The 14,522-nt window shown below is 37.8% G+C and carries 13 protein-coding genes; 11 read left to right on the forward strand and 2 right to left on the reverse strand.

Annotated elements, in window-relative coordinates:
- Genes mutL through hfq form a run of 4 tightly spaced genes read left to right on the forward strand, consistent with a single transcriptional unit; the run spans window position 1 to window position 3,820 of the window.
- Window positions 1-1,827 carry a DNA mismatch repair endonuclease MutL gene (gene mutL, locus BMW30_RS01115; protein WP_091473054.1) on the forward strand — a complete coding sequence of 609 codons (1,827 nt, stop codon included), beginning with the start codon at window positions 1-3 and terminating at the stop codon, window positions 1,825-1,827.
- Between the two features lie 7 nt (window positions 1,828-1,834).
- Complete coding sequence (locus tag BMW30_RS01120) at window positions 1,835-2,710, forward strand: alpha/beta fold hydrolase (RefSeq protein ID WP_091473056.1); 876 nt, start codon at window positions 1,835-1,837, stop codon at window positions 2,708-2,710.
- The gene (miaA, locus tag BMW30_RS01125) at window positions 2,703-3,614 is read left to right on the forward strand and encodes a tRNA (adenosine(37)-N6)-dimethylallyltransferase MiaA (protein WP_091473058.1); all 912 of its coding nucleotides are present in this window, start codon (window positions 2,703-2,705) and stop codon (window positions 3,612-3,614) included. Before BMW30_RS01120 ends, miaA begins: the two co-directional genes overlap by 8 nt.
- Window positions 3,615-3,625: 11 nt before the next feature.
- On the forward strand, window positions 3,626-3,820 hold the full coding sequence (gene hfq / locus BMW30_RS01130) for an RNA chaperone Hfq (protein ID WP_091473060.1): 195 nt from the start codon (window positions 3,626-3,628) through the stop codon (window positions 3,818-3,820).
- A gap of 60 nt (window positions 3,821-3,880) precedes the next feature.
- On the opposite strand, the gene BMW30_RS01135 is transcribed toward hfq, so the two are convergent.
- Window positions 3,881-4,615 carry a LolA family protein gene (locus BMW30_RS01135; RefSeq protein WP_091473062.1) on the reverse strand — a complete coding sequence of 245 codons (735 nt, stop codon included), beginning with the start codon at window positions 4,613-4,615 and terminating at the stop codon, window positions 3,881-3,883.
- A gap of 351 nt (window positions 4,616-4,966) precedes the next feature.
- Between BMW30_RS01135 and pheS the strand changes: the two genes are divergently transcribed.
- Both pheS and pheT read left to right on the forward strand, forming a co-directional pair.
- Window positions 4,967-6,034 (forward strand): phenylalanine--tRNA ligase subunit alpha, encoded by a 1,068-nt coding sequence (gene pheS / locus BMW30_RS01140; RefSeq protein WP_091473064.1) that lies wholly within the window; start codon window positions 4,967-4,969, stop codon window positions 6,032-6,034.
- The gene (gene pheT / locus BMW30_RS01145; protein ID WP_091473066.1) at window positions 6,021-8,429 is read left to right on the forward strand and encodes a phenylalanine--tRNA ligase subunit beta; all 2,409 of its coding nucleotides are present in this window, start codon (window positions 6,021-6,023) and stop codon (window positions 8,427-8,429) included. Before pheS ends, pheT begins: the two co-directional genes overlap by 14 nt.
- Window positions 8,430-8,512: 83 nt before the next feature.
- Here the strand turns inward: pheT and BMW30_RS01150 are convergent, their stop codons facing one another.
- Window positions 8,513-8,863: a DUF2200 family protein gene (locus BMW30_RS01150; RefSeq protein WP_091473068.1), complete on the reverse strand. Its 351-nt coding sequence runs from the start codon at window positions 8,861-8,863 to the stop codon at window positions 8,513-8,515.
- 105 nt (window positions 8,864-8,968) lie between these two features.
- On the opposite strand from BMW30_RS01150, the gene BMW30_RS01155 reads away from it, so the two are divergent.
- From BMW30_RS01155 to uvrC, 5 genes are all read left to right on the forward strand, one after another.
- Window positions 8,969-9,244, forward strand: a complete 276-nt coding sequence (locus BMW30_RS01155; RefSeq protein WP_091473070.1) for a cell division protein ZapA — start codon at window positions 8,969-8,971, stop codon at window positions 9,242-9,244.
- Between the two features lie 4 nt (window positions 9,245-9,248).
- On the forward strand, window positions 9,249-9,770 hold the full coding sequence (locus BMW30_RS01160; RefSeq protein ID WP_245705605.1) for a CvpA family protein: 522 nt from the start codon (window positions 9,249-9,251) through the stop codon (window positions 9,768-9,770).
- A gap of 47 nt (window positions 9,771-9,817) precedes the next feature.
- Window positions 9,818-12,148 (forward strand): endonuclease MutS2, encoded by a 2,331-nt coding sequence (locus tag BMW30_RS01165; protein WP_091473072.1) that lies wholly within the window; start codon window positions 9,818-9,820, stop codon window positions 12,146-12,148.
- 192 nt (window positions 12,149-12,340) lie between these two features.
- The gene (gene trxA / locus BMW30_RS01170; RefSeq protein WP_091473074.1) at window positions 12,341-12,655 is read left to right on the forward strand and encodes a thioredoxin; all 315 of its coding nucleotides are present in this window, start codon (window positions 12,341-12,343) and stop codon (window positions 12,653-12,655) included.
- Window positions 12,656-12,711: 56 nt separating this feature from the next.
- Window positions 12,712-14,484, forward strand: coding sequence for an excinuclease ABC subunit UvrC (uvrC, locus tag BMW30_RS01175; protein ID WP_091473076.1), 1,773 nt, complete (start codon window positions 12,712-12,714; stop codon window positions 14,482-14,484).
- Window positions 14,485-14,522 lie beyond the last annotated feature (38 nt).

A 14,522-nucleotide genomic window follows, 5' to 3' on the forward strand; every position in this document is an offset into this window, starting at 1 on the left:
ATGAGCAAAATTAAAGTACTGGATAAGATTTTACAAGATAAAATTGCTGCGGGTGAAGTGGTAGAACGTCCAAGTTCTGTCGTGAAAGAGCTTGTTGAAAATGCGATTGATGCAGATGCATCGGATGTGACGGTGTACATTGAAGAGAGCGGTATGAAGTCCATTCGAATTATTGATGATGGCCACGGTATAAGAAAAGAAGATGCCCCGCTTGTGTTTGAGCGTCATGCAACGTCAAAAATTGAAAATGATTATGATTTGTTTCAAGTACGTCAGTTAGGTTTTCGTGGCGAAGCATTGGCATCAATTGGTTCTGTTTCACATGCAACGATTGAAAGTTTCAATCGTGAGAGTTCACCATTTAAATTGACATATCATGGTGGGGAACAAATTGAACTGACCGATGGTAAAGAGCGTGTTGGCACAGATATTTTAATTGAAAACCTGTTTTATAATACACCCGCTCGTCTGAAATACGTTCGTCATTTAAAAACAGAAGCTGGAAAAATTATCGATGTCATCTCACGCGTGGCAATTGCTCATCCGAATGTCGCATTTAAACTTGAACTCGATGGTAGCACGCGTGTACAGACAAAGGGCAACGGTAATTTAAAAGAAGTTATTGCAGACATTTATGGACTCAACATCGCTAAGGCTGCCATTCCGTTTGAGCATGAAACACAGGATTTTAATATTACTGGATTTATCGTGAAGCCCGAAATTTCAAGAAGCAATAAAAATTACATTCATGTGTCGATCAACCAACGTCATATTAAAAACTTTGGCATCTCACAGGCAATCATTAACGGTTATCATTCGTTGTTACCTAAAGATAAATACCCAATCGCTTTTTTAAACATCGATATGGACCCAAAACTTGTCGATGTAAACGTCCATCCGACCAAGTTAGAAGTAAGAATTTCAAAAGACCGTGCATTGTTTGTTTTAATCGAAGAAGCTGTCAAAGCGACATTGCGTGGTACACCATTAATACCTGAAATTACACATGATGAGCCGGAGCAACCATTTTTAACGGAACAACAAGTGCTTAACTTAGCAAAGACGCCTGATTATTCTTATCAGAACTTTAGTAAGAAGAGTAAACCGTTTGTAGAAGAACAGGTGCAGTCAAGACGTGATGTTTATCCGGATTATTATGAAACGGAAACAAAGACGGATTATGGCGCTTCGGATAATGTTGAAGTCGAAGAAGAACAAGAAACACAGCCTGAAGTCAAAACCGATAAGTTGCCATATTTTGAAATCATCGGTCAATTGCACGGGACTTATGTGTTACTACAAAATGATCAAGGTCTATATTTAATGGACCAGCATGCCGCGCAAGAGCGCATTAAGTACGAGTATTACTATCAACATGTCGATGAAAATTCTGAATCGACGCCACTGCTTATCCCTTATACGTTTGAGTTTCCTCAAATGGATGTTATTGCAATCGATGAAAAACTGGATGACTTAAAAACGATGGGATTTGAAATTGAACGAGTTAGTCATTCTACGTATCATGTGATGAGCTATCCGAACTGGATTAACAGTAAAAATCCAGAAGTTGATATTCAAGATTTACTAGACTTTATCTTAGAGAAGGATTCGTTTTCAATTCAAGCATATAAGGAAGAAGTATCGATTATGTTAAGTTGTAAACGCTCAATTAAAGCCAATCGCTATTTGACGAATTCTGAAATTGAACAGTTACTCAATGATTTAAATGCATGTGAGTCTCCATACACTTGTCCGCACGGCAGACCTGTAATCATTCACTACAGCACGAACGATATTGAACGTCAATTTAATCGAATAATGAAGTAGGGTGCTTATGAAAAAAGAAATGATACAAGTATATAACCAGTCCCGCAAAATTAATGTCAACGTATATCAGCCGGATTCTCCGAAGTTTGCAGCAATTATGTTGCATGGTATGTCTGAACATTCGGGTCGTTATGATTATTTTGCCTCTCGTCTCATGGATGCAGGTGGTTATGTATTGACATATGATCATCGCGGACATGGAATAGATGCTGAGAATCACGGTGATATAGACTCGATGGACGCTCTCGTTAGTGATGCACTTGCCGTTGCTGGCCATTTACCTAAAGATGTACCCCATGTAATTGTTGGACACTCGATGGGGTCAATCGTTGCACGTCAGTTGCTGGCAATGAATCAGTTTACGCGATTCATTATTATTGGTTCATTAACTAAGAATAGTTTCCTTGATATCCTCAGTGCAGGTGCGCTCTTGCCATTGTCTGTGATTTCACCGAAATCACAACTTGAAGTGGTTAACTTTCTCGCGCTTAACGTCAATGATAAGTTGTTTAATGGGACTGAGAAAAATCGTTGGTTGAGCAGCAATGAAGAAAATGTGAAATCGTATAATGACGATCCATTATGTGGTTTTAAAATGACAACAAAAGCAATTTACGAGACACTCTTTTATTCGCAAAAATCACTAAAGAAATCGATGCTTGCTCGTATTAAGAACAATCCTAACGTTTTGTTTGTTTCAGGAATGGATGATGCCATCAACAATATGGGCAAAGATATTTTTACACTTGCTAAAAATTATAATCGCGCCGTGAATGACGTAAAGGTTCACTTATACCCGGATGCACGACATGAAGTGCTGAATGAGAAAAATCGTGATGAAGTGATAGATAATATAATCGATTGGATTAATGACAATGGCTAAAAAGAAATTATTAATTTTAATAGGTCCGACAGCGGTCGGGAAAACTGCATTGAGTATTCAAATTGCTAAGCGCTTTGATTTTGAGATTATTAGCGGTGACTCAATGCAAATATATAAGCATATGGATATCGGGACAGGTAAGATTACAGAGGAAGAAAAGGAAGGCGTTCTTCATCATATGTTAGATATAGTAGAGCCTGATGAAGATTATTCTGTAAAAGCGTATCAAGATCAAGTGACGTCTTTAATTAACTCAGCACACGATCATGAAAAACTCCCATTCATTGTTGGTGGTACAGGCTTATATATAAAGTCATTAATTTATGAAAGCTATAAATTTAATGATGAGAATGAAGCAGAAAAGGAACGATTGAATAAACATTATGAATCTTTTACCAATGAAATATTGTACGAGCAACTCATCGATAAAAATAATGAGTATGCAGAAACAATACATCCCAATAATCGTCGACGCATGATAAGAACACTTATTAGACATGATTTAGGTGATTTTTTTAACAAATCTACCTATAATAATTTACCAAAATATGATATATTTATAATAGGATTACATCGAGAACGTGAGCGTCTATATGAGCGGATTAATATGCGAGTTAGAGGTATGTTTGATGAGGGCTTGTTAGAGGAAGTTCATCACTTAACAACGAACTTCAGTTTGTCAAAAACAGCACATGCTGCGATTGGGTATAAGGAATTTGATGGCTACTTTAATGGTGAATTGACACTCGAGGATGTTATAGAACAAATTCAACAAAACTCTAGAAGATATGCCAAACGGCAGCTCACATTTTTTAGAAATCAGCTACCTGTTACTTGGTATGACGTTGATAAGGATAGCATTGAGACAATCATGGAAGATATTCAACAATTTATAAATAGATAGGGGAGATTTCCATGTCAAACAAAGATTTGCAAGACTCTTTTTTAAACGAAGTCAAAAATTCTGAAGAGGTTGTCACGGTATTTTTAGTCAATGGCTTCCAGATGAAAGGCGTCGTTACTAATTTTGACAAATATGTCATTGAGTTAGTGATTGATGAGAAATCGCATATTATTTATAAACATGCGATCAGTACTTTCCAAAAATAACAATCTCTCATCTCACATGAAACACCCATTCGTACATTGTGCGCCAATGGGTGTGTTTTTTTATGATACTTCTCCAGTTTCTTGTGTGATCGTTTCTACATCTTCAGGTATATCTAATTCAAACATACCGTCATCTATCTCTTCGTTAGTTTCAATGTCAGTGACCTCAAGTAAAAATTCGTGACGTTCACCAACCTCATGTTGTTTTAAAATAATAAAAAATTCTGTGTCCACCCACATTTCAAATGTGTTTGTTAAGTCCGCATCAGCTTTTGGTTCAAAAATTAAATGATAGGATTCCCGGTCCAATATTTCTTCTGTTCCATCAATCGTTACATCATATTGCTCGAGCGCAGCCTCAATGACGGATACGGCCTGTGTATCATCATAGCCATTTACAATTGACTCAGATGCTTCATCTTCTTCCTCATTTGTAGAACGGATGTACTCATATGCGACCGCTTCATTTTCATTATAGCTGAGCGCATAGTCATCACTACCCACGATAATATCTACATCATCCTCATCATGAATAATCTCATAGCGGAGTAATGTATTTGAATCTTCTTGTTTCATCCATTCTTTAACGATGAGTTCAGTTGTCATTTCATCCGTCGTTAAAGTCGTTTTAGATTCCTTATAGAAACTGTTTAACTCATCAATCTGTTCTTTAGCATCTTCAATTAATGTCTCGATCGACATGTCGGAATCTGCTTCTGCAGATACGACTGTATTTATATTAAGTCCAATGAGCAATAGCACGGTTGTTGTCAAACTCAATTTATTTAATTTCATACTTATATCTCTCCTCAAATAAGCATGTATATAATACTTCTATATTTCCCTTCAGTTTACACCATAAAACTCTATTTAGTTTATTGTAATCTACTTGCAATATTATTTATATTACATATAATTTAAATAAGGAATACTTTCAGACATAAATGATTTTTTTATCTTTTGTTAAGGGAGTCGTGTGCGAGACTGAAACACATGATACAAAAGTAGAATCAGGTTCAGCTGAATGCATAAAACGATAAATTAAGAGCGCCCACATCGTTGGGAATATAGGTGGTACCGCGGAGACTTCCGTCCTAGTCATATAGGATAGAAGTCTTTTTTATCGTAAAAATAAGGAGAGATTATATGGATACATCAAAAGTAACTGAAATTAAAACTTCTTTTACGGAACAAATCACTGATGTTGCAGATGAAAAACAACTGAATGATGTGCGTGTGACATTCCTAGGTAAAAAGGGTCATGTTAATGGGTTAATGAAAGAGATGAAAAACCTTTCACCTGAAGATAAACCGGTATGGGGAAATGAAGTGAACGCGCTTCGCAATTACATCTTGGAAACGATTGAATCTATTGGAACGAAACTAAACGAGGAGAAATTAAATCGTCAACTTGCAGAAGAGACACTTGATGTAACACTGCCAGGTCGTACGGTATCTGTTGGGTCCCCACATCCATTATCACGCATCGTTGAAGAGATTGAAGATTTCTTCATCGGTCTCGGGTATGAAGTGGCTGAAGGATATGAAGTTGAAACCGACTACTATAATTTTGAACTACTAAACCTACCTAAATCACACCCTGCACGAGATATGCAAGACAGTTTCTATATTAATGATGAGTTGTTACTTCGTACACATACTTCACCCGTGCAGGCACGTGTGATGAAGTCTAAAGATGGTAAAGGTCCAGTTAAAATCATATGTCCTGGAAAGGTGTATCGTCGTGATTCAGATGATGCGACGCATTCACATCAGTTCACACAGATCGAAGGACTTGTCGTCGATAAAAATGTCCGCATGAGTGATTTAAAAGGAACGCTAGAATCATTTGCTAAAGAAGTGTTTGGTGATGCACATGATATCAGATTGCGTCCGAGCTACTTCCCATTTACAGAACCGAGTGTTGAAGTAGATATCTCTTGTTTTAAATGTAATGGAGATGGCTGCAACATTTGTAAAGGTTCGGGTTGGATAGAAATTTTAGGTGCGGGTATGGTGCACCCGAACGTGCTTGAAATGTGTGGATTCGATAGTAATGAGTATTCAGGATTTGCATTCGGTATGGGGCCAGACCGCATTGCAATGTTGAAATACGGAATTGAAGATATCCGTCATTTCTACACGAATGATCTAAGGTTCATTTCACAATTCAAACAGACTGAAGATGGAGGTCATGTCGATGCTAGTCTCTAAAGAGTGGTTAAAAACATTTATAGATGTAGATGCAGATACAAAAACACTGGCAGAAAAAATTACACGTGGTGGTATTGAAGTCGATGATATTATTGATTACACAGATAGTATTAAGTCACTTGTTGTCGGCTATGTAGAGTCTGTTCAAAAACATCCTGAAGCAGATAAGCTGTCGGTATGCCAAGTTAATGTAGGGGAACATACACAACAAATCATTTGTGGTGCGCCGAATGTGCGTCAGGATAGTTATGTTGTCGTTGTTTTACCTGGCGGTCGTTTACCTGGCGGTGTAAAAATTAAAAAAGCAAAATTACGTGGTGAAGAATCTCACGGGATGATTTGTTCACTAGATGAATTAGGTATTCATAGTGACTATGTCCCACAAGAATTTTCAGACGGAATTTTTATCTTCCAAAATGAACAAATACCAGGTGATGATGCGCTTGAAGCATTGTTACTCGATGACCAAGTACTTGAGTTTGATTTAACACCGAATCGTAAAGATGCATTATCAATGATTGGTGCGGCTTACGAAGTGCGCGCATTGTTTGGCGGCGAAGTAAATGAACCTGAAGTAAAAATTGATAGGAAAGCAGATGGATCAATTACACCGGTTACTGTGTCCAATGAAGATTTAGAAGCGAGTCCATTTTATGCAGCGCAATCAGTAGAGAATGTAACGATTGGACCGTCACCATATTGGATGCAAATTCGTTTAATTAAATCAGGAATTCGTCCGATTAACAATGTCGTTGATATTTCTAACTACGTATTACTTGAATATGGTCAACCACTTCATATGTTTGACCGTGACAAAATTGGCAGCGACACAATTACGACGCGATATGCACGTGATGGTGAGGTTATGACGACACTAGACGAAAAAGAACGTAAACTTCAACCGACAGATATCGTTGTGACAAATGGTACTGAGCCAATCGCACTTGCTGGAGTCATGGGTGGAAATTTCTCAGAGGTCAGTGATGCGACGACAAATGTCATCATTGAATCTGCTGTTTTCAATAAGGTATCGGTGAGAAAGACATCAAACCGTCTAAATGTGCGCAGTGAAGCGTCTAGTCGATTCGAGAAAGGTGTTTCACATGTATTCGTGCTAAAAGCATTGAACAGAGCGGCATATCTGCTGCAAGAATACGCAGGTGGAACAGTCGTCGGGGATGTCATTTCTGACGGTGCACTCGACTTAGAAGATAGTGAAATTGTTATTTCTACTGAATTCATCAACAACCGACTCGGCATGGATCTTTCTGATGAAGATGTTAAAGAATCATTGAACAGACTTGGTCTCGGTGTCACAGATGAAGGAGAAACACTTAAAATTGCGATTCCATCACGCCGTGATGATTTAACAATTAAAGAAGATATTATCGAAGAAGTCGCAAGAATATATGGCTATGATAATTTGAAATCAACATTACCTGAGTACTCTAAGATTACTCCAGGCCGTCTGACGGATTCGCAAAAGAAAACGCGCGTCATTCGCAGACAATTAAATGCAATCGGATTTAATGAGACGATTAACTATGCACTGACAAGTGATAAAGAATCACGTCAGTTCACGCATAGAACACAAGCGCTTGGATTATTAATGCCGATGAGTGAAGAGCGTAAAGTATTAAGAAATAGTTTAGTCCCACACCTGTTAAAAAATGTGACGTACAATTTAAACCGTCAACAGAAAAATGTTGTGCTGTATGAAATCGGACGTGTGTTTGAATTTATAGATGCACAATCACAACCGAATGAAATAGACATGCTCGCAGGTGTCATGACAGGTGTTGTTGGTCAAACAGAATGGTTGGGTAACGGCACACCTGCTGATTTCTACTACGCGAAAGGTGTTGTAGAATCAGTATTTGATAAGCTTGGACTTACTGAGCATGTCACATATAAGCAAGAAGAATTATATGATGAGCTACATCCAGGACGTACAGCAGCGATTTACTTGGATGAGAATTTTATCGGTTATATCGGTGAAGTGCATCCGAAATATGCACAAGACCATGATTTGAATCGTACAGTAGTGTTTGAGATTACACTGCGCGATGTACTTAATATTCAGACACGGACAATTGCTTATGAAATTTTACCGAAGTATCCTTCAATCACGCGTGACATTGCACTCGTTGTAGATGTTGAAGTGACTGCGCATACACTTGATGAGATTATTAGAAAATCTGCAAAGAAATATTTAGTCGATGTGTTCGTGTTTGATGTGTATGAAGGTGAGCATGTTGAAGCAGGTAAAAAATCTGTTGCGATTCGCTTGAAATACTTGAATCGTGAGGAAACATTGACGGATGAACAAGTGGAAGCGGTGCATACACCGATTTTAGCAGCACTTGAGGAAAATGGTGCCTTGCTAAGAAGTTAGTTTGATTATTAATCTATTACTCAAACATAACAAAACGGATTTGGAATAAGATAAAATTCCAAATCCGTTTCTTATTTCAATTACTATCTCTTAATCTTTTCAATCGCTTTGCCACGTGCAAGTTCATCGACGATTTTATCCATAATACGGATGTCTTTCATTAATGGATCTTCGAGCTCTGCGATCTTCACGCCACATATTGTACCTGTAACTTCTAATCGAGAAGGATTGAGATGGTCATTATTTTCGAAAAACTCTCGCATCGTCATCTCTTCGTTATTTAATACGTTTTGGAAATCTTCTTCTGTATAGCTACCCATCCAGCGGAGTATCTCATCCAACTCTTCTGTTGAGCAATCTTTTCTCGTGACTTTGTTTACATAAGCGTTATAAATTGATTTGAACGTCATGTCATATATTCTATGTGTGCTCATACTTAACACGAACTCCATTCTTTGATATATTATCTTGTGTATAAGTGGTCTTATCAGTATAATGAATCTATAAAAGTCTTGCAATTAGAGAGTAGGGTTCTGTCTATGGCCAATGAAAAAACGCGTGTTAATGTTACAATTAATAATCAAAATTATACAGTGTTAACTGAAGAATCATCTGAATATATTCAATATATCGCTCATGCTGTTGATCATAAATTTCAAGAAATAAACAGAGCGAATTCTGGTTTAGATACGACAAGAAAAGCGATGTTAACTGCATTAAATATAATGGATGAATATGAGAAATTAAATCAGCGTTATAAAATTTTAAATGAAAAGTATCGTCAAGTTCAAAGTCAAATAGAAAGTCAAGGTTAGTTATATGAGTATTATTATAATTATTTTACTAGTATTAGGTGGCATCATCGGATATCGAAGAGGGTTGTCACTCCAAGTCTTACATATGCTCGGCACATTAAGTGCAGTAATCATTGCAGCGCTCAACTTTGAGCTTTTAGCATCTCGTTTTGATATGATTTTACCTTATCCTGCACCTGGTGATGAATCTGCATTAACAGCATTGCCGAATTTAGAAGATCCTGAAGCATCGTTTTATAAGATGGGTGCATTTATTGTCATATTCATTATTGCTAAAGTGGTACTCCAATTGATTATCAGTGCATTTGACTACTTGCAACAAGTTCCGATTTTAGGACTCATCGGTAGTGTTGTAGGTGCTGCAATTGGTGTGGCTGAAGTCATTGTTGTTGTCGTTGTTATTCTTTTTATGATTGCTCTAATACCGCTTGAGTTTATACAAGATGTCGTAGACGGAGGGCTATTTAGGCAGTTACTTGATAATACGTTCTTATTAAGTGGTCAACTAAAAAATTGGATTGATTAATTGAGTCATATTTATATATGACTCATTTTTTATAGAGGTTGTTAAAGATGAATCAAAAATCAATAGATACATTAGAATTTAATAAAATACTAAATGATGTTAAGCATTATGGCATCAGTGATAAGACAAAGAGTCGAATTTCACCGGATATATTTTCAACAGCGCTTGTTGAGATAGAAGAGATGATTGAGGAAGTCGATGAAGCGATGACGATGCTCCGTGTACGTTCTGTAGAGCTCAGTGGTATTTCTGATACGATGGGCATTATTAAACGTGCGGAGATTGGTAGTCCTTTATCGGTTGGTGAACTCAATCAAATTAGACAGATGCTTTATCGTAAAAAGGCACTGGGTGATACATTTAAAACTTTTCTAGATGAAGCGTATGAGTTTTCTCATTTGCCACCGATGATTGATGGTCTTGAAGACATTCATTTCTTATATCGAAGAATACGTGAGACGGTCGATGAAGAAAAAGTGCTTGACCATGCATCTGAGCAGCTGCTGTCTATTCGAAGAAAAATTATTAGTGAAGAAAATCGAATGAAAGAACGTTTAAATACAATTACGCGTTCTTCTAACATGTTATCCGATGCGATCATCACAACGCGTAATAATAGATATGTTGTCCCAGTCAAAGTAGAGTACCGCTCGGAATTTAAAGGGATCGTTCACGATATGTCAGCGAGTGGTCAGACGGTATACATGGAGCCGCTACAAATCGTACAAATGTCTAATAATATAAGTCAATATCGCGATGAAGAAGCTGTTGAAGTCGAACGTATTTTATTTGAGATTTCAAGTGAGGTTGCGGCTGTTGGTGATTCACTAAAGTCTCATGATATTGTACTGCATCACATGGATATGGTATTTGCCAAGGCTAAGTATGGTGTCAGTATTAAAGGAACTAAACCGGAAGTTGTGGCGTCGGGTGGCATTTATTTACCGGGTGCATTTCACCCGTTGATACCGAGTGATGAAGTCGTAAAAAATGATATTTTCATCGATGACGATATCCGAGCAGTCATTATTACTGGACCGAATACAGGTGGTAAAACAGTCACATTAAAAACTGTTGGACTATCCGTGTTAATGGCGCAAAGTGGAATTCCTGTGCCGAGTCGAGATGGTGCTCAGTTAAAATTGTTTAATTCTGTATATAGTGATATCGGTGATGAACAATCCATCGAACAGTCATTATCAACGTTTTCTTCACACATGACGAATATCACTAAAATTATTGAAGAAGCAGACGAAGACTCGTTGGTATTACTCGATGAACTTGGTGCCGGTACAGATCCAGAGGAAGGTGCTTCTCTTGCAATTAGCATCATCGAGTTTTTGCTCGGTAAATCTTCTCGCATCATTGCAACAACGCATTATCCTCATTTGAAGACGTTTAGTTATTCTCGAGATGATGTCATCAATGCTTCCGTTGAATTTGATGTGGAGACTTTGTCACCAACATATCGTTTGATGATGGGTGTGCCTGGTAAGTCAAATGCATTTGAAATCTCTAATAAACTTGGATTAAATCCGATTGTCATTGAACGTGCAAGCAGTTTGATCGGACATGATTCAAGCGATATTGATAAGATGATTGAAGCACTTGAGCGTCATACGAAACAAGCGAGAGAAAATGATTTGGAAAGCGAGTCATTACTGAAAGATAATCTGAACTTAAATCATGAATTAAATGAACTCGTTCATGGTTTTAACACACATAAAGAGACGCTTCAAAAACAAGCGAGAGAAGAAGCGAATCGAATGGTGCGTGAAAAAGAAGCGCAAGCGACTGCTATTATTGAAGAGTTGGAGACGATGCGCACACTCGGCGTAGAGAATATTAAATCTCATGACTTGATTGATAGGAAGAAACAAATCAGTGATCAATATGAAGGTGCAGCAATAAAGAAAGAGAAAAAACGTAAGACGGATGAAACGATCCGTGAAGGGGATATGGTTGATGTGCTCAGCTATTCTCAAAAAGGTGAAGTTTTATCTGTAAATGAACGTGACAAAGAAGCTGTCGTCCAAATGGGCATTATTAAGATGAAGCTGCCACTGGATGAGTTGAAGAAACGTAAAAAAGAAGTTCAAAAATCTGTCGTTAAGAAGACCTTACAAAGTGCACCAGCGAATCGTGCACTGGATCTACGTGGTAAACGTTACGAAGAGGCATTGATCGAACTGGATCGTTATCTGGACCAGGCAACGTTACAAAATTACCAGACAGTTGAAATTATTCACGGTAAAGGCACAGGTGCCTTGCAAGCTGGTGTTCAGAAGTTTTTACGAACACATAAGAAAGTACAATCATTTAGAGGTGGTATGCCTTCAGAAGGTGGTTTTGGCGTAACCATTGTCGAAATGAAGTAGGTGGGTATTTATGAAGTTAGATAATTTTGATATGTATAAGCTCGCACGGATTCTAATCGTATGTGGCGTTATTGCGTTTGTCGGTGGCATTCTATTTTTAGTATTTGCATAGTTTGAGCAATGTTATTGTAAATGCTGTATATTGTTGTGTATAATTTGATTACAGTAAAAATGATTAAGGAGAGATTCGATATGGCATTAAAAGATGTTAACGATCAAGGTTTCAAATCGGAAATTTCAGAAGGCGTAAAACTTGTAGACTTTTGGGCACCTTGGTGTGGACCTTGTAAGATGATTGCACCAGTTCTTGAAGAGCTTGCGACAGAAGTAGATGGTAAAGCGGATATTCTAAAATTAAATGTTGATGATAACCAGCAGACTGCAACAGAATACGAAGTAATGAGTATTCCAACATTAATTATTTTCAAAGATGGCGAACCAGTAGATAAAGTGGTTGGTTTCCAACCGAAAGAACAACTATTAAGTTTAGTTGAGAAACATGCATAATTGTCATTAATTGAAGCCACCTAATTAGGTGGCTTTTTTGTATTGGAGGTGTAGAGATGGATGCATTGCAATTAAAATTATCTGTATTACCGAGTGAACCGGGCTGTTATTTAATGAAAGACAAAAACGGTGAAGTGATATACGTCGGGAAATCAAAGCTGTTAAAAAATAGAGTGCGTTCGTATTTTACGGGGGCACACGACGAGAAAACGATGCGCTTGGTTAGAGAAATTATCGACTTTGATTACATCGTGACGAGTTCTGAAGCAGAATCATTGCTTCTCGAGTTAAACTTGATTAAGAAACACCAACCGAGATTTAACGTGTTATTAAAAGACGATAAAAGTTATCCTTTTATTAAGATAACGAAAGAACGACATCCCAAACTCATCGTGACACGTGTCGTTAAAGAAAAGACAGGTACATACTTCGGACCGTATCCGAACGCCTATAGTGCACATGAGACGAAGAAGTTGTTGGACCGGTTATATCCACTTCGTAAATGTAACACATTGCCAGACAAGACATGTCTTTACTATCATATTGGACAATGTTTAGGACCGTGTGTCAATGAAGTACCACAATCGACATATGACGAAATGATCGGTGAAATCACACAGTTTTTGAATGGAGTTACGAAACATATCGTCGGCGATTTAGAACAGAAGATGAAAGATGCAGCTGAGAACTTAGAGTTTGAACAAGCGAAGGAGTACCGCGACTTAATCGGTCATATTGAGGAAACGCTTGTCAAGCAAAATATGATGACATCAGATATGACTTCGCGTGATGTGTTTGGCTATGCAGTGGATAAGGGATGGATGAGTGTGAGTGTATTGCTCATAAGAAATGGTAACCTCATCGAAAAGAAGGCGGAACTGTTTCCACTAAACGATAGTGTCGAAGAAGAATTCTTTAGATATATCGCACAGTATTATGATCTAAATTCTTCACTTCTACCGAAGGAAGTACATATACCGAAAGACTTCACAATTGAAACACTCGAAGAGTACTTGCCGACGAAAGTATTGCAGCCAAAGCGTGGACAAAAACACGAGATGGTTCAACTGGCGATTAAAAATGCGACGCTGTCAATTGATAATAAATTTGAAATTATAAAACGTGATGAGAGTCGAACAATTCGTGCGATTGAAAATTTAGGAGAAGCATTAAACATTGAAACACCAATCCGCATCGATGCATTTGATAACTCTAACATTCAAGGCGTAGATCCTGTCAGCGTGATGGTCACTTTCGTTGATGGGAAACCATCGAAAAAAGACTATCGAAAGTACAAGATAAAAACCGTCGATACTGTGGATGACTATAAAACGATGGCGGAAGCAGTCAGACGTAGGTATACACGCGTGAGACAAGAACGCTTACCATTGCCAGACCTCATCATCGTGGATGGTGGTCTCGGACATATGTCTACAGTCAAAGGCGTGCTCTATGATGAGCTAGGGCTAGAGATTCCAGTCGCTGGACTTGCTAAAAATGATAAGCACCAAACGCATGAATTATTGTTTGGTGACAAAGGAGAAATTGTTCCACTCAAACGCAATTCACAGGAATTTTATTTGTTGCAAAGAATTCAAGATGAGGTCCACCGATTTGCTATTGCATTCCACCGTCAAACACGCAGGAAGTCAACAATTCAATCTCAACTAGACGGTATTTCTGGACTAGGTCCGAAAAGAAAACAAAAATTGCTTAATACGTTTGGATCGATTAAACGAATGAAAGAGAAATCAGTTGACGATTTTGTGGCTATTGGTATCCCAAAAAATATCGCAGAAAATGTTGTTTCAGCGTTAAATAAACCTTAAATCGCCTTGATTATGCCATGTTGTAAGAGTAGAATGGA

This window comes from Aliicoccus persicus (genome assembly GCF_900110815.1).
In the GTDB taxonomy this organism is placed as follows: Bacteria; Bacillota; Bacilli; order Staphylococcales; family Salinicoccaceae; genus Aliicoccus; species Aliicoccus persicus.